The following is a 17,750-nucleotide window of genomic DNA, read 5'->3' as shown; positions in this document are numbered from 1 at the left end:
AGCGCATTCACGTACGGGCTGATGAGAGAGTTACTCTAATTCCAGTTTGTAACCGATTTGTGTGGCCAGCTTCAGCTCTTCACACATGAACCACATTTTTTCAATTTTACCTTCGTCATTAAAATGCGCCATGCCTACCTCCTGCCAGTAAAGGGTCTTATTCGTGGCAGGCGCGCCGGCAAAAGTACCGATATGCTGCACTTCATAATCCCACATCATCATGACGGTATTGCCGTCGCCTGCCACCTCACGGATGGTGACTTTCTGGCCGTTCAGCGCTTCTGAAAGCGGCTTCCAGCCCTTTTCGATCCACTCAAGAAAGTTGCCACGCTCCGGAATAGCATCGCCGATGGCATTATACAGGTTGGCAAACCCGGCGCGCTCGGTCACACATTCTCTGGACACCAGGCTGCGGATAACGTCAAAGTTACCGTTTGGCATGGCATCTTCAATCAGCAGACGAAACGCGGCTTTATTGGCTTCAGTTTTTGAATTGCTCATAGAATCCTCTTCTTAAAGGTTACTGGCCCGAGCGCTGCCGCTCCGGCCCGGTTACTTATTTAATGTAGTGCCTGAACAGTAATGTTGAATGACACCGGCCTGGCATCTCTGTTCATCCTTATGAACATGGGACAGGCGGTCTCAGAAACCTACCCGATGCCTCATTCCTGTTTGCTGCTCTGCTCCTGACGCAGCAGAGGCAGGCCTGAGAGAAGATTTTTCAGCCTGATGGCGACGCGCGGCATAGGCTCCGCAACAGTCAGGCCGACCACGTCAAAGTCCCGCGCAATGTCGTTGATGAGGCGCGACACTTCGCTGATTTTCATACCGTCCGGATCGGTGCCCACGGCGGCAATCATGTCTGACGGATCGACAACGTCGAGGTCAAAATGGATAAGAACCCTGCTGGCTCCGGTACTTTTCAGCCAGTTGATGACCGAAGTGCTCTCAGTGGATACATCTGACGGTGGACAGCTTTTCACACCCAGCTCGCGCTGGCGCTCAGGGGTACCTCCCTCTTTCTCCCAGGTCCGCAGGCCGACAATTAAGGCGCGCGACGGGTCAACGCTTGCCGGAAGCAGACTCTGCAGATGTTCGTCGCCCTGGCCCAGCACGCTTGCGAGCGCCATGGCATGATAGCCTCGCGAGCCTTCGCCCGGATAATTGAGGTCGGGATGCGCATCGACCCACACGATGGCCACGTCATCCCGGTATTTGTCGGCCAGCCAGGTGAAAGGCACCACGCTGACGGAGCATTCCCCCCCGAGCGTGACGATACGATCCGGCGCGTGCTCGCGTATGACGTTCAGCGCGGCCCGGGTGTTTTTAACCACGGCGTCATAGGCAATAATGCCGTTCTTTTCCGTCCGATTGGCTAAATCCAGCGAGACGGGTATTTCGGCCTTTAGCCCGCTGGATTCAGGGGCAAGGAAACTGAGCAGCTGGGACCCCAGGAAATACCCCCTGAACGCGTCCTCCGCCGGCAGCTCAGGGACGTAAGTGTCGATCGGGCCGCCGCCCTGCCACTGGGGGAAAACGAGCCGGAGCGTGCTGGTGTCATTTTTCACAGGTTTTCCTCATCGTTGATGATTCACTATAAGAAGTGCGCCTGAAGGCGCACCCGGATATCTTCAGCCGCGCTGTTCACTCTTCTGAAACGGCGGAAAGTCGGTGTAGCCGTGCTCGTCTCCGCCGTAGTAGGTATCACGATCTGCAACGGTCAGCGGCCAGTCATTGCGGAACCTTTCCACCAGGTCCGGATTGCCGATGAAGGGACGGCCAAAGGCGATCAGGTCTGCACCGCCGGCTTCCAGTGTCGCCAGCGCTTTTTCGCGGGTATATTCGCCCGCCAGTATCAGCGTGCCGCTGAACGCCTGACGAACGGCGTCAAGCATGCGCTGGCTGGTGCCCATTTCATTGATGTGCAGGTAGGCAATGCCACGTGAAGACAACGCTTTAGCCAGGGTCACGAAGGTGTTGAATTCGTCCTCATACCCCGGACCGTCGTGAATGCGCGCCTCGGGAGAAATACGCACGCCGACGCGCTCCCGGCCTGTCGCGGCCACAACCGCATCCACGGTTTCCAGCAAAAAGCGCAGGCGGTTATGCGTTTCCGCTCCGCCATAGCTGTCGCTGCGGGTATTGATACCGCCGTTAATGAACTGATCGAAGAGATAGGCGCCTGCAGCGTGAAGCTCCACGCCGTCGAAACCCGCTTCCTGTGCGGATGTGGCCGCCAGCACGAACTCATCAGTGATGCGATGAATTTCATCCACGGTCAGCTGACGGGCGGGGCTGGCGGTGACCTGAGCCGGACGGCCGTTTTCATCCCAGGCAAAAACGGGCCAGTTAAGCGACCGGGAGCAGACGGAAGAGACGGGCAGCTGGCCGTCAGGCTGCAGCGAGGTATGCGACATGCGGCCAACGTGCCACAGCTGGGCAAATATGCGCCCGCCCTTGGCGTGAACCCGGTCGGTGACCTTTTTCCAGCCGGCAATCTGTCCGGTGGTATAGATGCCCGGCGTCCAGAGATAGCCGCGGGCTTCCGGAGAAATGACGGCCCCTTCGGTAATGATAAGGCCTGCTGAGGCGCGCTGTGCGTAATATTCTGCGGTGGCGTCATCCGGACTTTCCGTTACGGCGCGGGAACGCGTCATGGGCGCCATCACAATGCGGTTAGGCAGTTCCAGCGCCGGGAGAGCGTGCGGCGTAAATAAAGCGTTCATAGCTGTTCCTGATAAGAAGTGATATCAGGGATCAGCATACTCAGTCAGCAGGACAGAAAAAGTGTGTATAGCTGACATCTGTGTTCATGCCGATGGATAATCACGAGGTGTACCTCCGGCCGGTCAGGTACTGTATCGTTCGATCATCCAGTTCACGAACACGCGCAGTCTGGCGCTCTGGTGGCGGTTAGGCGGGTACACCAGATGAAAGGGCAGGCGAGGCTGGCTCCAGCGGGTCAGTACCGGGATCAGGTCACCGGCGTCAATGTGCGGCTGAGCAAAGCGCCGGAGATGCTGACCAACGCCCAGTCCTGCCAGGATCATATCTATCACACCGTCCCCCTCGTTTGCCGCAAACTGGCTGGCGTAAATTTCCTGCGTGTCACCGTTTGCGGTGAAGACAAGCGGCTCCGGTTTACCGGTTGCCGCAAAGAAATAGCTTACGATACGGTGATTATCCCGCAGATCCTCAGGCGACGTCGGTTCGCCGTGACGCGCGAGGTAATCAGGAGAGGCACAGGTGACATAATCAAGCTCAAAGAGCTTACGTCCTATCATGGTCATGTCGCTGAGCGCGCCGGCGCGGATGGCGCAGTCAACGGCCTCACCCACAATGTTAACGGTGCGGTCGTTGATGCCCAGCGAAAGGGTGATGTCCGGGTACTCGCGATGAAAGTCCGGCAGGGCCGGAATAAGCAGTCGATGGGCAAATGAAACGGGCGCGTCAATACGCAGATGCCCGCCCGGCTTGTGTTTCTTCCCCCGGACCGCCGTGTCGGCGGCGTCCACCGCGGCGATGACCCGTTCAGCCTGATGAAAATACTCAAAACCTTCAGCCGACACGGAAATGGTTCGGGTTGTTCGGTGAATAAGCTTTGTCCCGAGATGTTTTTCAAGATCGCTGACAAGTTTACTCAGGCTGGAGCGCGGCATTCCCATCTGATCGGCGGCGCGATTAAACGAGCCCGCCTCAACAACCCGTACAAAGGCGCGCATAGCCAGAAGCTGATTCATCTTACTCATTCACCAAAGTGATTATCCATACACATGGACACAGATGACAGGTTAGTACACTTTTTCTTTCAGTCACAGCGCTTATCCTGATCGCTATACGTTACTGCTGCACCGGTACTCACTACCTGCAGCATTATTTTCTAATCTGCCCGGCAGTGCCGGGAGAACCATGGAGAACATCATGAAAGCGATTGTGACCTTCAAAGCCGACGCCCCGCCAGAAATGCGCGTTGAAGAGCGTCGGTTGCCGCAGCGCCGTCCGGGCACCTCTCTTGTCAGAATGCAGGCCGCCACCATTAATCAGCTGTCAAATACCATCCGCACGGGGGGCTTTGGCAACACGCCGGTGCCTCTGGTGCTGGGAAACGAGGGTGCCGGCATCGTCGAAGAGAGCGACACGCTGGACAAAGGTATCCGTGTGGCGATTTTTGGCGGCAATGACTTAGGTGTGACCCGGGACGGCCTCTTTCAGGAGTGGGTGGTCGTGGATGACTGGCGCCTGATGCCGCTGCCGGACGCAATGAGCTTCGATGAAGGCGCCACCCTGACAGTCAACTACCTGACGGCGCTCAATGCCCTGACCCGCACCGCGCAGGTACGGGCGGGAGAATACGCGCTCGTGTCCGGATCCACGGGATCGGTCGGCAACGCCCTGGTGCAGATCGGCCGCGCGCTCAACGTCAAAGTCATTGCTCTGGTGTCGTCCGCAGAAAAAGCGGAGCTGGCGCTTCAGGCCGGCGCCTTTGCTGCGGTTGACTGGACGAAAGAGGACGTGACGGAGAAGGTGAATGCGCTTACCGGGGGCAAGGGGGCCGACCATGCGTTCGATCCGGTTGGTGGACCCATTTTCAGCAAGCTTTTTGACGCTACGCGTCCGCGCGGCCGGATTGTATCGATTGGCTTCACCGCTGGGCGAAAAGCAGAAATTGACCTGCTGAGCATTATCGCCTCTGAAAAAGTTATCGAGGGTTACTCTCTTCATGCGGATACCCGCGAGCAGTCTGTTGAGGCACTGAAAAAACTCAGCGAGCTGGCCTTCAGGGGAGCGGTGCGCCCGATGATAGACAGCACCTGGCCCACAGATGAGTTTGAGAAAGGGTACGCACGTCTGACGTCGCGTGAGGCGGTCGGCTCCATTACGGTTAACCTGAAATAAGCGCGGAATATGGAAAATACCAGACTAAAAAACCGGGGGTGGGCAGGCGTTGCGTCGCTGGCGCTGGGTTCATTTGCCTCGGTGACCACAGAGTTCCTGCCGGTCGGGCTTTTGCCCGACGTGGCGGGTGATTATGGGATCACAACCGGTGAGGCGGGACTGATGATGACCCTGCCGGGGCTGCTCGCCGCGGTCGCTGCGCCGGGCGTTATGATGGCGGCGGGCAGAGCGGACAGGCGATGGCTGCTTATCGGGCTCTCCTTTCTGCTGCTTATCTCGGCTTCAATGTCGGCATGGGCGCCGGACTGGCATATCATGCTGCTGAGCCGTGGGCTGGCCGGTATCAGCCTTGGTGCATTCTGGGCCATGGGGCTGGCTGTTGCGGGCCGGCTCGTCAGCCAGGACAGCGCCGGTAAGGCCATTGCGGCCGTGTTTGGCGGCGTCACGGCGGCCATGATTCTGGGGGTGCCTTTCGGCACGTTTGTCGCCGGCCTTTTCGACTGGCGAACAGCATTCATGGCCGCTGCGCTGATTGCCGTCGTGCCGCTTGTCCTGCAGCTTATCTTTCTGCCGTCAGTGCCGGCTGAAGACAAACTGCGCCCTGCCTCTCTGATGAATTTTATTCGCCTCATTGAGGCGAGAAAAAGTATTGTGCTGATTTTACTGATTTTTGGTACGCACTTCGGCACCTATACGTTTCTGGCTCCACTGCTCGCTGAGGCCGGGATTGAGCCGGCCATAATCACCTGGAGCCTGCTGGGCTTTGGCGTAACAGGCTTTGTATCCAATTTTGTGGCTTCTGCTTTTGTCAGCAGTCACCTGAAAAGTACGCTGGCAACAGCACTGCTGGTTATGGTGGTGTCGCTGCTGCTGATGGCTGCAGGGCACAGTACGGCATGGCTGGTTGCGGGAGTGCTGCTGTGGGGAGCCGCATGGGGCGCGTTACCACTTTGCCTGAATATTAATAACCGCAAGGCCTCTGGCGAGCTGATTGAGGCAGGTTCAGCGATGTTCACTTTCACGGCTCAGGTCGCTATAGCCGCAGGCTCGGCAGCCGGTGGCGTGATCGTCGACAACCTCAGCACCAAGATGGATTTTTTCAGTGGGACTGCCTTAATTTTGTTCAGTCTGATGATTTTGTATGGATGGACGGCCAGAACGAAAGCTGACTGTTCCCTTAACTGCCGGAATTGAGCCGCATGCTTAATTAACAGCCTCAGCTTAAACGCCGGGGCTTTTTTTCATGCCAATGTCCGCTTCTCGCTCACTGCGGACCTTATGCTCAATTGGCTCGTCCGCCTCGTGCTGTGAATTCAACCAGACGTTGAAAAATTGATTCAGGGCAAAGGCGGGCCCTGACTATATCAGGGCTATCACTTTAAGCTCTGGCTCTTTGGATAGATGGGTAAACCACAATGTCAGCAAAACTGCAGAGACTTTTTTTGCGCTGAAGATAAGAACAACAGAGAGTAACGACGTTGGCATCTGATTTTGATCTGCACCGCTGTTAATTGTACTTAACATTACCGGAGTGCTATACCCCGTGCTGTTTTGCCAGCCACTGACTTGCCGTTATAGTTGCAATTCCCTTACGGTGATTGTAAGTATTGCTCTTACTCCAGGCTACGCCGTCTGGCCGTGCGAAAGCGAGTCGGTAATTTGCACCGACATCTTGCGGATTGCGCTGCATATCATCCTGAAGCTGTTGCCCGTCCAGTAATTTTTTGTTTACGTCAGTGCCCCAGTGAGCATGCATTAAATCAGCAAGCTCACTATAAGTCAGCGTATCACCTGCAATATAGACAATCTCGTTTCGCAACGTGGGCTGATGGAAGAAAATGTCCGCAGTCAGTTGGCCGATATCTTCAGGCGTGGTCAGCGTTATCGCGTACTGCCAGTCTCCCAGCGCACAGACGGTTTTACTTTGCGCGTCAATCACGCCAAAACCGGGTTCAAACAGGTAGCTGGTAAAAATACCTGTAGATACAATGACCCACTCTGTCGCATTTTGCTGGCGTAAAAGGTGGCGAACGTCAAGCTGTTCATCCCAGACTTGTTGCCCGCTGCCTTTACCTACTACGTCATAATCGACACCAAACTGCCATGGGAAGTAGCGGGCTACAGCCGCTTTCAATACCGCCCGCGTAATTTTTATTTGCGTTCCCGGTCCGCTGACAAAACCACTACAGTTGATGACGGCGTCGAAAGCAGCAAATAGCGCACTCAGTTCATCAACACTGTTTTCCTGCAAATCGCCCTCTACCACAGTGACTCCAAGCCTCATTAGTTCATCCAGCCGTGTCTTGCGCGAACCAGAAACGGCGTGAGCGGCTTCGCTTCTGAGTAACACGCTAATTTTTACATCGGTATGTTCCTGCACTTTACTGCTCATCGCTCTCAATACCTGTATACCAAGCTCGCCTGCACCGAGTATCAGAACAGTATATTTAGGTTTTTTTTCGGTATTCATTATTGCGTCCTGTTGTATTAAAAGGTCATCCTGACAGCTGACATGGTCGGGTTCAATTAGGCACACGCATGATACCGGAGGTGATATGGCGTCTGAACGGGAAGCGCTGTTGCAATTTTCCAAAGAATTTTGTGAGGAATTAAGCAACGATGATGAGGGCCTGAAGCGTGAGATCCTGGCTCATGCAGGTAATCGCTGGTCGCTGGGCGTGCTGCATATTCTTGGTACCAGCGGGCCTCTTCGCTACGGAGAGTTACGCCGCTGCCTTACGGATGTCACTCAAAGGATGCTGACACGAACGCTACGCCATCTGGAGCGGGACGGGCTGATATCCCGCTATGATTATGAGGAAAAATTGCCCCGGGTGGTTTATGCGATTACAGATATGGGAAAAGAAATGCTTCTGCGGATGCTGCCTTTGTGGTCCTGGATTATCACATCCGCCAGCTATTTCCGGGAAACAAGAGCCCAGTATGACGGTGATTGAATCTTCTGGTGACAATATGGCAAAAATAAACCTGAGGGATTTATGAATGTTGAAACTCTCATCAAGCAGCAGGCTGCATCGTGATGCAGCCTGCGCCAGGAGCCGATAGATCCGTTTTCGCTTCGACCACTCTGTGCCAGGAGCAGTCGCTGAGCTCTTCATTATGGCGTGACTGAGAACATTTAAATACGTTTTGGCCGTGTTGCGAGGAAGACAACCGCCGCACCGATAGCGACGATGAGCGTATCTTCAATCAAGCCACTTCTGGTCTGCCCAATTTCTGCCATGGCTTTTTTGCGTGCCGCTAATGTGACATAGGCAAGTGGCACAGCAGCAGAGATAGCGATCGCTGCGCCGGTTTTTTCTTCTCCCGCGGGTGCCAACGCGGCACCCGCAATTCCTGCGCTGGCTACACGTGCTGATAAACCCAAAAACACGGTGCGGTCTGGCGCTGACTTCATCTTATCGCCCAATAGCTCACCTGCTCCCATCGCTAACGCACCATATTTGAATAGCGGAAGGTCCAGCAGCTTGAGACTGCCCGATGTATCGCGTCTGGCAAGGCGCGCTGCCGCGAGGGCCGCCATCGGCGTCATAGAACGGCAACTGGCGACAACGCCGATTAAGGCGGAATAAACAAACTTACTTATTTTCATTCTTTATCTCCCGGATAAATAGAATTTTATTATTTTTAAGTTTTCTGGGGTGTAAGCCAGGAACTCCCGGTTTAATCAGCGCATTGACATGTTCACGTTATTTAAACGCTTTTCCTCTGAGCACTGAGTTGCATCTTGCTATGCCTTAAGTATCTTTTGCAGTCTGTGCGCTTCTTGCTTTGTCAGCACAATGAGAACGTTGACCACGGCGCGGCCTCCTGTGCAAATTTCCACTGCAATAGTCAGTATAGATGAAAGGTCTGAGACAGCAGAAATGACGGAATTGAGAGGCTCACGAATGTGGACCGCACCTGATTGCCGGGCCAGATCCTGGCGTAACGCATCCGGGAGTGTAACCGTCAAGACCAGCAGCTACGTGCTTACTACATTAACTGGTCCCGATAGACAGTTCTGCCCTATAGCTAAAACGGTTTCCCTGTGACCTCACTCCACGTAAGCCGATCAGCGAAAACACTCTCAATAAGGCGCTGCGCACCATAGCCTGTAGCGCTCTGTAAGCAGTTCAGCGGCAACGTTAATAACAGATGTTTCGGCCTGAATTATTACTTTTGTTTCTCTTGTATTATGTATTATTACTGCGGCTCAATTATTAAGAATAAAAATAAAAGAACCAGAAAAAAAACTGGAAATAGTTTACCCACACTATCAACCATTAATAAAATTAAAGTCACACCCCGTAAAATTGAGATGTTTTTATTTCTCATAGACGAGAATTTACATGTTATGATATAATATGGCGGAAAAACATGCAGGTTATTAACCTGTTAGTAATGTAAATAAATTATCCAGGAGACTGTTCCAGTGGGACGTAAATGGGCCAATATTGTTGCTAAAAAAACGGCTAAAGACGGTGCAACGTCTAATATATATGCAAAATTCGGTGTAGAAATCTATGCTGCGGCTAAACAAGGTGAACCAGACCCAGAATCAAACTCAGCGTTAAAGTTCGTTATTGAACGTGCGAAACAGGCACAAGTTCCAAAGCACGTTATTGATAAAGCCATTGATAAAGCCAAAGGTGGCGGAGATGAAACCTTCGTCCAGGGGCGTTATGAAGGCTTTGGACCAAGTGGTTCAATGATTATCGTTGAAACGTTGACTTCAAATGTTAACCGTACCATTGCTAACGTTCGCATGATTTTCAATAAAAAAGGCGGGAATATCGGTGCGGCGGGTGCTGTCAGCTATATGTTTGACAACACCGGGGTGATTGTATTTAAAGGAACAGACCCTGACCATATTTTTGAAATTTTGCTTGAAGCTGAAGTTGACGTTCGTGATGTGACCGAAGAAGAAGGAAACATCGTTATTTATACCGAACCTACAGACCTTCATAAAGGAATTGCAGCTCTGAAAGCAGCTGGAATTACTGAATTCTCAACAACCGAATTAGAAATGATCGCTCAATCAGAAATTGAACTTTCACCAGAAGATTTAGAAATCTTTGAAGGACTTGTTGATGCCCTTGAAGATGACGATGATGTCCAAAAAGTATATCATAACGTCGCAAATCTCTAATTATAAATTAAAGAAATCTGTCATTATGGCAGATTTTTTAATTTTATAAATTTGTTATAAAAATAGCAGTCCAGCCAGATATATTGATTATAAAAATATGAAGGGGAAAATGGCGTGCAAGTTTGCGACAGTACCCAGCCCCAGACTACTGACAAACGTCATACCGTGGAATGATGCCTGGCGGCGCTTCGCTTGTACAGGCCTACGGATTAAGAATAAGCTTTTGATATTGATGGTTTTCACAGGCCGGGTAAGGCGAAGCTGCCACCCGGCATAGCAGTGTATACAATAGCCAACGGCTTTGTCATCAACCGCAGGCAGTAACTCAGCGTCAGCGACAGGAATCGGGCATTCCTGACTCCTTGTAAAAAATTAAATGCTTTAAAAACTAGCTGGCCGAATCACCCTTTCGGCCAGCTAGTTTCTTTAACGCCGTTCCCGCTTATCTGCCCGCTGCGCCAGCCAGTCGCCGAGCATCTGCACAATCTGCACCAGGATAATCAGCGCCACCACGGTGACAATCATGACTTCGGTTTCATAGCGGTAGTAGCCGTAGCGGATCGCCAGGTCGCCCACGCCGCCGCCGCCGACAATTCCGGCCATCGCCGAGTAGCCAATCAGGCTCACCAGAGTGATGGTCAGGCCGCGCAGCAGCCCGGCGCTGGCTTCTGGCAGCAGCACGGTACAGATGATGCGCATCGGGCTGGCCCCAAACGCTTCCGCCGCCTCGATAATGCCTTTGTCCACTTCGCGCAGCGCGCTGTCCACCAGACGGGCATAAAAAGCAATCGCGGCCACCGACAGGGGAACGGAGGCGGCAATCGGTCCGATGGTATTGCCCAGCAGAAACTGGGTAAGCGGCAACAGCAGGACCAGCAGGATCACAAACGGCACCGAACGAATAATATTCACCAGCACCGAACTGAGCAGATAAACAAACCGGTTTTGCCAGAACAGATGACGGTCGGTGACGAAAATTAAAAAGCCGAGCGGCAGGCCGCCGACAATCGCCAGCACCGTCGAAATGCTGAGCATCTGGAAGGTTTCGTTAAACGCCAGGGTTAAATCAGGCAACATGTCATCCACGGATCACCTCCACTTGCGCGGTGCGTTGACGAATATGCTCCACCGCCGCGTCCACGGCAGCGGGATCATTCGGGGCGGTAAGCTGCACCACCAGAATGCCCAGCGCTCGTTCAGCGATATATTCAATTTTGCCGTGCAGAATATTCACCGCCACACCAAATTTGACCGCCACCTCAGAAAGTACCGGCTGTTCGGCAGAATCCCCGATAAACAGGATTTTCAGCAATTGCCCCGGCAAATGCTGACGCAGTCGCTCCGGCAGGTCCAGGTTGAGGGTATGCGAGACCAGTTGCTGCGTAAACGGATGCTGCGGATGGGCAAACACATCAAAGACCTCGCCCTCCTCCACGACTTTCCCGCCAGACATCACCGCCACGCGGTCACAGATCGTCTTGATCACGTCCATTTCATGCGTGATCAGCACGATGGTAATACCCATTTGCTGACTGATTTGCTTTAACAGCGCGAGGATCGTGGCAGAGGTTTCCAGATCCAGCGCCGAGGTAGGTTCATCGCAAAGCAGCACGTCCGGGTGATTGGCAATCGCCCGGGCAATGCCGACGCGCTGCTTTTGTCCGCCGCTGAGCTGTACCGGAAAGCGGTTCGCTTTATCTGCCAGACCGACCAGCGCGAGGATCTCCGCCACGCGGGGCGCAATTTTGCTGCGCTCCCAGCCCGCGGCTTTCAGGCTGAAGGCGACGTTTTGCGCCACGGTACGGGTGTGCATTAAGTTAAAATGCTGGAAAATCATCCCGATGCGTTGACGTGCCTTACGCAAAGCCTGACCTTCCAGCGCCGAAATCTCCACGCCGTTAATCTTAACGTGGCCCTGACTGGGACGGGTTAATGCGTTCAGCGTGCGCAACAGGGTGCTTTTGCCCGCGCCGCTGGTGCCGACGATGCCAAAGATCTCACCGGGCGCGATACGTAAACTGACCTCATCCACCGCGCGGGTGGAGGGGCCGCGGCCTGCGGTAAAATCGACGCAGACCTTTTCTATTTCAATCATGCCAAACCTCAGAAATACTCGCCGTTACTGTTTTTCCGCCGTCATCCATTCAGGCTTCTGGAACGCACTGTAGATATTTTTCGGATCGTCGATCACCGCACGGTAAGCCGGTGATTTGACCACGGTGACAATATCTTTCGCGAACGGTTTGTCCGCATCTTCAGTGCGCACGGCGATAATATTTTTCAGGTTCTCATCAAGATTTTCCTGCTTGATGGCACTGGAGAGATCCAGCCCCGCGGCGACCGCAAAGTTACCGTTCACCAGTGAGGCAGTCACGCCGTCAAGGGTGCGCGGCAGTTGCGCGGCTTCCAGCGGCTTGAACACCAGCCCTTTGGGGTTAGTGGCGATATCGCGCTCGGAGGCTTTGGTCGGATCAATATTTGGTTTGATGGTGATCAGATCCAGCGATTGCAGGAAGCGCAGACCGCGTGCAAGGTTGGTCGGATCGTTAGACAGCGTGATCACGTCGCCTTTTTTTAGCTCGTCGAGGCTTTTAATCTTGCGCGAGTAAAAGCCCATTCCGGCGGTCGGCACGCTGATAAGATTGCTCAACTTCAGCCCTTTATCAGCGGTAAATTTATCGAAATAGAGCGAGTGCTGGAACAGGTTGGCATCAATGCTGCCGTTGGACAGCGCCATATTCGGCTGCACGTAGTCGCTGAACTCGCGCACCACGACTTTATAGCCCTTCTCTTTTAAGGAAGGCGCAATCGCCTGTTTTACCATGTCGCCATAAGGTCCCGGCGCGACGCCAAAGACGATGGTGTGCGGATCGCTGTTGGCGTGGGCAAACTGTAAGCCGCAGGCCAGCAATAATGTTCCAGCCGCGATGCGGAGGCTGTGACGCAGTCCCATAATTTCTCCTGGATAAAATGTGGTGTTGTCTTGCATGCGCCGTGCAATGCGGCGCTGTTATTTTTCACCCGCAAAACGCAGGGAGATTCTAAGATGTCACACTCCGCCAGCCGGTGTAATTGAAATTATTTCATGATGTTTTGAAGTGTGTCACTGAATGGCGAAGGATGATGCAGTATGCGCCGATCCGACGATCGGCGCATAGCAAGGGCTAAGCGCTAAACTGGCGGAACAGCGCCCGGCCTTTGAGCAACCGCACGCCAAGCCAGCCGCCGCACAGGGAGAGCAACAGCGCACCGCTAAACGGCAGGACAACCCACAAGCGCCAGTCCGGCTCCCACGGGAAGTCAAAGACGCGGGTTTGCAGTACGGCCAGCGCGGTTTCTGCGCCGATGGCTGCAACCACTCCCGCCACCAGCCCCAGCAGGGCAAACTCACACCATAGCGTTGTCCGCAGCAGGCGTTTACCCGCGCCCAGCGTGCGATACACCACCAGCTCCTGATGACGCTGGCGCATACCGACCTGAATTTGCGCCATTAGCAACAGCACGCCGCACAGCGTTACCAGCACCACCATCACTTCCAGCGCCCGGCTGACCTGCTCCAATACCTGCCCGACCTGTTTTAAGATCGCGCCGATATCCAGCAAACTGACCGTCGGAAACGCACGGTTAAGTTCCGTCAGCAGGCTACTGCCATTATCCCAGCGGAAACTGGTGAGCCAGCTTTGCGGCTGTCCGTCCAGCGCCCCGGTCGGGAAAATAAAGTAGAAGTTGGGGCGCAGGCTCTCCCAGTCCACCTTACGCAGGCTGGTCACTTTGGCGGTGAAGTCCTGAGTGTCCCCGGTGAACGTCACGCTATCGCCCAGGGAAATATCCAGCCGTTTCGCCAGATCCTGTTCCATAGAGACCTCCCCTGCGACAGGCGGCCAGTGGCCTGCGGTAATCGGGTTATGGTCCGGTTTCTGACTCAGCCAGGTGAGGTTAAGCTCGCGATTAAGCGCCTCATCCTTATTACCCTCCGTCGGCTGGCCGTTGATTTGCGTCAGACGTGCGCGAACGATGGGATAGAACGTCGAGGGGCGCACCTGATGCTCAGCCAGAAACTGCTTAACCGGCTCAACCTGCTCCGGGGCAATGTTGATCAGAAAATAGTTCGGGCTTTCCGGCGGCAACTGCTGCTGCCAGCGATCCAGTAAATCCCCGCGCAGCACCAGCAGCAGCGCCAGCAGCATAAAGGAGAGAGAGAATGCCGCCAGCTGGCTGAGCGTCGACCACGGCTGGCGCAGCAGACGATTGACCGCAAGCCGCAGCGGCAGCGCATTGATGGTCAGGCGCTTCAGGACGTTGAGCAGCATCCAGCCCAGTACGCCACACAGCAGTGCCAGCACCAGCGCACCCGCCAGCACCGCCCATAACAGCGTACTGCCGCCCATAAGCCACGCCAGCAGGGCGACCACCACCACGGTAATGATCGGGAGATAGATTTTCAGCGGCCAGACATTAGCCACCACATCCCGGCGCAATACACGCAACGGCTGCGTCGCCAGCAGCAGCCGGTAAGGTCGCAGACCTACCAGCAGGGAAATGGTGGTCATTGCACCGGCGGACCACAGCCACGGCCACAGGCTCGCGGCAGGAAGCGCCACCGGCAGCACCGGTTTAAGCAGGATAATCAGCACCTGCTCAAACGCCAGCCCCAGCACGCCGCCGGTCACAATAGAAAGCAGCATCAATAGCAGCCACTGGCCAATAATCAGCTTGCGTAGCTGCCTCCCTCCGGCACCGAGGGTTTTCAGGATTGCCACCAGATCGTAGCGGCTACGGCAATAATGGCTCATCGCCACCGCCACGGCGGCCACTGCCAGTAGCAGCGTTAACAGCGCTGAGAGTAAAAGGAATTGCTGCGAGCGTTCGAGCGATTTCCCCAGCGCGCCCTCATCCTGCTCAAGGCCGTACCAGCGATGCTCCGGTTTTAACTGCGGCAGCAGCCATTTTTCATAGGCGGCAAGCTGGGACGGCGTACCGCCGAATTTATAGCGCCAGCTGACGCGACTGCCCGGCCCTGTCGCGCCCGTTTTTGCCACGTCGGCAACGTTCATCAGCAGGCGCGGGGCCATCTGAAACGGATTAAACCCGGCGTCCGGCTCCTGCACCACTTCGCCCGCGATGCGCAGCGTGGTGTCGCCAACGTCAATCGAATCACCCGGTTTCAGGTTGAGCAGCGCCATTAATCGCGGGGCCAGCAGCGCGGTGCCTGCGACAGGTTTCAGCCCCGGCGGATCGGTTTGCAGCTCGCCGTACATCGGATAGAGATTGCCCACCGCCTTGACGTTCGCCAGCTGCGGCGTGTCGCGGGCAAAGGTCATGGTGGCAAAGGTGATTTGCTCATCCACCTTCAGCCCCAATTTGCGCGCTTCAGCAATCCATTCCGGCGGCACCACGCGCGAACTGCGCAGCGCCCGGTCGCCAGCCATAAACTCCCGGCTTTGCTGGCTTAGTCCCTTTTCCATCCGGTCACTGATATTGCCCAGCGCCAGCACACAGGCCACCGCCAGGCTTAACGCCAGCCAGACAATCAGCAGCGAGGGCGAGCGCCATTCGCGCCAGAACCAGCGGGCAATCATGCTTCCTCCTGCAACTGACCATTTACCAGCCGCAGACGGCGGTCGCAGCGCGCGGCCAGCTGCGCATCGTGCGTCACCAGAATCAGGGTCGTGCCGTACTCGCGGTTGAGAGAGAACAGCAGATCGGCGATTTTATCGCCGGTCTGACGGTCGAGGTTGCCGGTCGGCTCATCGGCAAACAGCAGGCCCGGTCGACCGTTGAAGGCTCTGGCTAATGCCACGCGCTGTTGCTCGCCGCCGGAAAGCTGTGCAGGCAGATGATCGAGCCGTTTACCCAGCCCGAGTTGCTCCAGTAACGCCTTCGCCTGCGCGCGGCTTTCGCGGCTGTTTTCACCGCGCAGCAATGCCGGTAACTCTACGTTTTCCAGCGCGTTGAGCGTCGGTATTAGCATGAAGGACTGAAAGACAAAGCCGACATGCTGCGCACGCAGCGCGGCGCGGGCCTCTTCATCCATCTTGTGCAGCGCTTGCCCAAGCAGGGAGACTTCGCCGCTGCTGCCGTCGTCCAGTCCGGCGAGGATCGCCAGCAGGGTTGACTTACCGGAACCCGACTCGCCGATAAGCGCAATGGTCTGGGATGGTTTGACAAGCAGCTCAACTCCGGTAAGGATGGAGAGTTCATGCTCCCCCTGACCGACGGACTTCTTAAGACGATGAACTTCAACAATGTTTTCCGCTGGCATTTGCCGTTCCTGTTTTTGGCTCTGTTAAGCTTCCGCGCTGCCGCAGCAGACACGCTATTAATTCTGGGCGACAGTCTTAGCGCCGGTTATCGTATGGCGGCCACCAGCGCCTGGCCTGCGCTGTTAAATAAAAAATGGCAGCCGCAGACGACGGTAATTAACGCCAGTATTAGCGGCGATACGTCACAGCAGGGACTGTCGCGTTTGCCGGCGCTCCTTACCCAGCATAAACCACGCTGGGTGCTGGTGGAGCTGGGCGGCAACGACGGCCTGCGCGGTTTTCAGCCGCAGCAGACCGAAGCGACGCTGCGCAAGATACTCCAGGGCGTTAAAGATGGCGGTGCGCAGCCGCTACTGATGCAAATTCGCCTGCCCGCTAACTACGGTCGTCGGTATAATGAATCCTTTAGCGCGATCTATCCGGCGCTCGCCAAAGAATTCGATATTCCTCTGGTTCCATTTTTTATGGAAGAGGTTTATCAGAAGCCTCAGTGGATGCAGGACGACGGTATTCACCCTAACCCCGACGCGCAGCCATTTATTGCCGACTGGATGGCGACGCGGCTGGCTCCTTTAGTAAAACATGAGTCTTAATCTTGCAGGGGCGCACTCAGGTAAAGTTATGCAAAAATCAGTCTTAATAACAGGATGTTCCAGCGGTATCGGTCTGGAAAGCGCGCTTGAACTTCAGCGTCAGGGCTTTCGGGTGCTGGCCGCCTGCCGTAAAACGGACGATGTGGCGCGAATGAATAGCCTGGGGCTGACGGGAATTTTACTCGATCTCGATAAGCCAGAGAGCGTCGATGGTGCCGCCGACGAGGTCATTGCCCTGACGGGAAATCGCCTGTACGGCATTTTCAATAACGCGGGTTACGGCGTGTATGGTCAACTGCCGACCATCAGCCGTACCCAGCTGGAGCAGCAATTTTCCGCCAACTTTTTTGGCGCACATCAGCTCACCATGCGGCTGCTGCCCGCGATGATCCCCCACGGCGAGGGGCGGATTGTCATGACGTCATCGGTAATGGGGCTGATCTCTACGCCAGGCCGCGGTGCCTATGCCGCCAGTAAATACGCGCTGGAAGCGTGGTCTGACGCACTGCGCATGGAGCTGCGCCATAGCGGCATCCACGTCAGCCTGATCGAACCCGGCCCCATTCGCACCCGCTTTACGGAAAACGTTAATCAGACCCAAAGCGATAAGCCGGTCGAAAATCCGGGTATTGCCGCACGTTTTACCCTCGGGCCAGAGGCGGTCGTGGCGAAAGTGCGCCATGCTTTTACCAGCGAACGGCCCAAAATGCGCTATCCCGTGACCTTAGTGACCCATGCGGTAAACGTGCTAAAACGCCTGCTGCCGGGCCGCCTGATGGATAAAATTTTGCAGGGGTGAGTTGAAGCTAACGCGCTGACCCCCATGTATTACAAAAATAGCTTATA

Annotated in this window: 17 protein-coding genes; 6 read left to right on the top strand and 11 right to left on the bottom strand. The window is 55.1% G+C overall.

What is annotated here, in order from left to right; translation table 11 throughout:
- Positions 1-30 precede the first annotated feature (30 nt).
- The 4 genes from INT84_RS01215 to INT84_RS01200 form a co-directional block, all read right to left on the bottom strand.
- Positions 31-501 carry an ester cyclase gene (locus INT84_RS01215; protein WP_194205307.1) on the bottom strand — a complete coding sequence of 157 codons (471 nt, stop codon included), beginning with the start codon at positions 499-501 and terminating at the stop codon, positions 31-33.
- A 161-nt stretch (positions 502-662) separates the two neighbouring features.
- Complete coding sequence (locus tag INT84_RS01210) at positions 663-1,568, bottom strand: arginase family protein (protein ID WP_194205306.1); 906 nt, start codon at positions 1,566-1,568, stop codon at positions 663-665.
- A gap of 63 nt (positions 1,569-1,631) precedes the next feature.
- Entirely contained in the window at positions 1,632-2,726 is a 1,095-nt protein-coding gene (locus tag INT84_RS01205) for an alkene reductase (RefSeq protein ID WP_194205305.1), read from the bottom strand.
- 123 nt (positions 2,727-2,849) lie between these two features.
- Complete coding sequence (locus INT84_RS01200) at positions 2,850-3,749, bottom strand: LysR family transcriptional regulator (protein WP_228065783.1); 900 nt, start codon at positions 3,747-3,749, stop codon at positions 2,850-2,852.
- A 160-nt stretch (positions 3,750-3,909) separates the two neighbouring features.
- Here INT84_RS01200 and INT84_RS01195 point away from each other — a divergent pair, with 160 nt between their 5' ends.
- Both INT84_RS01195 and INT84_RS01190 read left to right on the top strand, forming a co-directional pair.
- Positions 3,910-4,896 (top strand): zinc-binding alcohol dehydrogenase family protein, encoded by a 987-nt coding sequence (locus INT84_RS01195; protein WP_194205304.1) that lies wholly within the window; start codon positions 3,910-3,912, stop codon positions 4,894-4,896.
- Between the two features lie 9 nt (positions 4,897-4,905).
- The gene (locus tag INT84_RS01190; RefSeq protein ID WP_194205303.1) at positions 4,906-6,090 is read left to right on the top strand and encodes an MFS transporter; all 1,185 of its coding nucleotides are present in this window, start codon (positions 4,906-4,908) and stop codon (positions 6,088-6,090) included.
- Positions 6,091-6,430: 340 nt separating this feature from the next.
- Here the strand turns inward: INT84_RS01190 and INT84_RS01185 are convergent, their stop codons facing one another.
- On the bottom strand, positions 6,431-7,366 hold the full coding sequence (locus tag INT84_RS01185) for an aromatic alcohol reductase (RefSeq protein WP_194205302.1): 936 nt from the start codon (positions 7,364-7,366) through the stop codon (positions 6,431-6,433).
- 85 nt (positions 7,367-7,451) lie between these two features.
- On the opposite strand from INT84_RS01185, the gene INT84_RS01180 reads away from it, so the two are divergent.
- Entirely contained in the window at positions 7,452-7,853 is a 402-nt protein-coding gene (locus INT84_RS01180) for a helix-turn-helix domain-containing protein (protein ID WP_194205301.1), read from the top strand.
- 182 nt (positions 7,854-8,035) lie between these two features.
- On the opposite strand, the gene INT84_RS01175 is transcribed toward INT84_RS01180, so the two are convergent.
- Complete coding sequence (locus tag INT84_RS01175; protein WP_194205300.1) at positions 8,036-8,509, bottom strand: hypothetical protein; 474 nt, start codon at positions 8,507-8,509, stop codon at positions 8,036-8,038.
- 822 nt (positions 8,510-9,331) lie between these two features.
- Here INT84_RS01175 and INT84_RS01170 point away from each other — a divergent pair.
- Positions 9,332-10,048 (top strand): YebC/PmpR family DNA-binding transcriptional regulator, encoded by a 717-nt coding sequence (locus INT84_RS01170; RefSeq protein ID WP_194205299.1) that lies wholly within the window; start codon positions 9,332-9,334, stop codon positions 10,046-10,048.
- A gap of 426 nt (positions 10,049-10,474) precedes the next feature.
- Here the strand turns inward: INT84_RS01170 and INT84_RS01165 are convergent, their stop codons facing one another.
- The 5 genes from INT84_RS01165 to ybbA all read right to left on the bottom strand — a co-directional run bounded on the left by INT84_RS01165 (position 10,475) and on the right by ybbA (position 16,310).
- Positions 10,475-11,134 carry a methionine ABC transporter permease gene (locus tag INT84_RS01165; RefSeq protein ID WP_194205298.1) on the bottom strand — a complete coding sequence of 220 codons (660 nt, stop codon included), beginning with the start codon at positions 11,132-11,134 and terminating at the stop codon, positions 10,475-10,477.
- Positions 11,127-12,143, bottom strand: coding sequence for a virulence-associated ABC transporter ATP-binding protein SfbB (gene sfbB / locus INT84_RS01160; RefSeq protein WP_194205297.1), 1,017 nt, complete (start codon positions 12,141-12,143; stop codon positions 11,127-11,129). The genes INT84_RS01165 and sfbB overlap by 8 nt, the downstream gene beginning before the upstream one ends.
- 24 nt (positions 12,144-12,167) lie before the next feature.
- Positions 12,168-13,001, bottom strand: a complete 834-nt coding sequence (locus INT84_RS01155; protein WP_194205296.1) for a MetQ/NlpA family ABC transporter substrate-binding protein — start codon at positions 12,999-13,001, stop codon at positions 12,168-12,170.
- Positions 13,002-13,212: 211 nt separating this feature from the next.
- On the bottom strand, positions 13,213-15,627 hold the full coding sequence (gene ybbP, locus INT84_RS01150) for a putative ABC transporter permease subunit YbbP (protein WP_194205295.1): 2,415 nt from the start codon (positions 15,625-15,627) through the stop codon (positions 13,213-13,215).
- The gene (gene ybbA, locus INT84_RS01145; RefSeq protein ID WP_194205294.1) at positions 15,624-16,310 is read right to left on the bottom strand and encodes a putative ABC transporter ATP-binding protein YbbA; all 687 of its coding nucleotides are present in this window, start codon (positions 16,308-16,310) and stop codon (positions 15,624-15,626) included. Before ybbA ends, ybbP begins: the two co-directional genes overlap by 4 nt.
- Between ybbA and tesA the strand changes: the two genes are divergently transcribed.
- Together tesA and INT84_RS01135 are read left to right on the top strand one after the other, a co-directional pair.
- Positions 16,281-16,904, top strand: coding sequence for a multifunctional acyl-CoA thioesterase I/protease I/lysophospholipase L1 (gene tesA / locus INT84_RS01140; RefSeq protein ID WP_194205293.1), 624 nt, complete (start codon positions 16,281-16,283; stop codon positions 16,902-16,904). The two genes, ybbA and tesA, sit on opposite strands and share 30 nt — an antisense overlap.
- Complete coding sequence (locus INT84_RS01135) at positions 16,894-17,703, top strand: SDR family oxidoreductase (protein WP_228065781.1); 810 nt, start codon at positions 16,894-16,896, stop codon at positions 17,701-17,703. Before tesA ends, INT84_RS01135 begins: the two co-directional genes overlap by 11 nt.
- Positions 17,704-17,750 lie beyond the last annotated feature (47 nt).

Source organism: Superficieibacter sp. 1612_C1 (assembly GCF_015234305.1).
Classification (GTDB): Bacteria; Pseudomonadota; Gammaproteobacteria; order Enterobacterales; family Enterobacteriaceae; genus Superficieibacter.
The sequence above is the reverse complement of the archived record's forward strand: the minus strand, read 5'-3'. Positions and strand labels throughout refer to the sequence as shown.

Excerpts from the sequence above, each read along its gene's own strand:
- INT84_RS01215 (WP_194205307.1), bottom strand. The coding sequence starts at position 501 with ATGAGCAATTCAAAAACTGAAGCCAATAAAGCCGCGTTTCGTCTGCTG.
- INT84_RS01205 (WP_194205305.1), bottom strand. The coding sequence starts at position 2,726 with ATGAACGCTTTATTTACGCCGCACGCTCTCCCGGCGCTGGAACTGCCT.
- INT84_RS01200 (WP_228065783.1), bottom strand. The coding sequence starts at position 3,749 with ATGAGTAAGATGAATCAGCTTCTGGCTATGCGCGCCTTTGTACGGGTT.
- INT84_RS01195 (WP_194205304.1), top strand. The coding sequence starts at position 3,910 with ATGGAGAACATCATGAAAGCGATTGTGACCTTCAAAGCCGACGCCCCG.
- INT84_RS01190 (WP_194205303.1), top strand. The coding sequence starts at position 4,906 with ATGGAAAATACCAGACTAAAAAACCGGGGGTGGGCAGGCGTTGCGTCG.
- INT84_RS01185 (WP_194205302.1), bottom strand. The coding sequence starts at position 7,366 with ATGAATACCGAAAAAAAACCTAAATATACTGTTCTGATACTCGGTGCA.
- INT84_RS01180 (WP_194205301.1), top strand. The coding sequence starts at position 7,452 with ATGGCGTCTGAACGGGAAGCGCTGTTGCAATTTTCCAAAGAATTTTGT.
- INT84_RS01175 (WP_194205300.1), bottom strand. The coding sequence starts at position 8,509 with ATGAAAATAAGTAAGTTTGTTTATTCCGCCTTAATCGGCGTTGTCGCC.
- sfbB (WP_194205297.1), bottom strand. The coding sequence starts at position 12,143 with ATGATTGAAATAGAAAAGGTCTGCGTCGATTTTACCGCAGGCCGCGGC.
- INT84_RS01155 (WP_194205296.1), bottom strand. The coding sequence starts at position 13,001 with ATGGGACTGCGTCACAGCCTCCGCATCGCGGCTGGAACATTATTGCTG.
- ybbP (WP_194205295.1), bottom strand. The coding sequence starts at position 15,627 with ATGATTGCCCGCTGGTTCTGGCGCGAATGGCGCTCGCCCTCGCTGCTG.
- tesA (WP_194205293.1), top strand. The coding sequence starts at position 16,281 with ATGAACTTCAACAATGTTTTCCGCTGGCATTTGCCGTTCCTGTTTTTG.
- ybbA (WP_194205294.1), bottom strand. The coding sequence starts at position 16,310 with ATGCCAGCGGAAAACATTGTTGAAGTTCATCGTCTTAAGAAGTCCGTC.
- INT84_RS01135 (WP_228065781.1), top strand. The coding sequence starts at position 16,894 with ATGAGTCTTAATCTTGCAGGGGCGCACTCAGGTAAAGTTATGCAAAAA.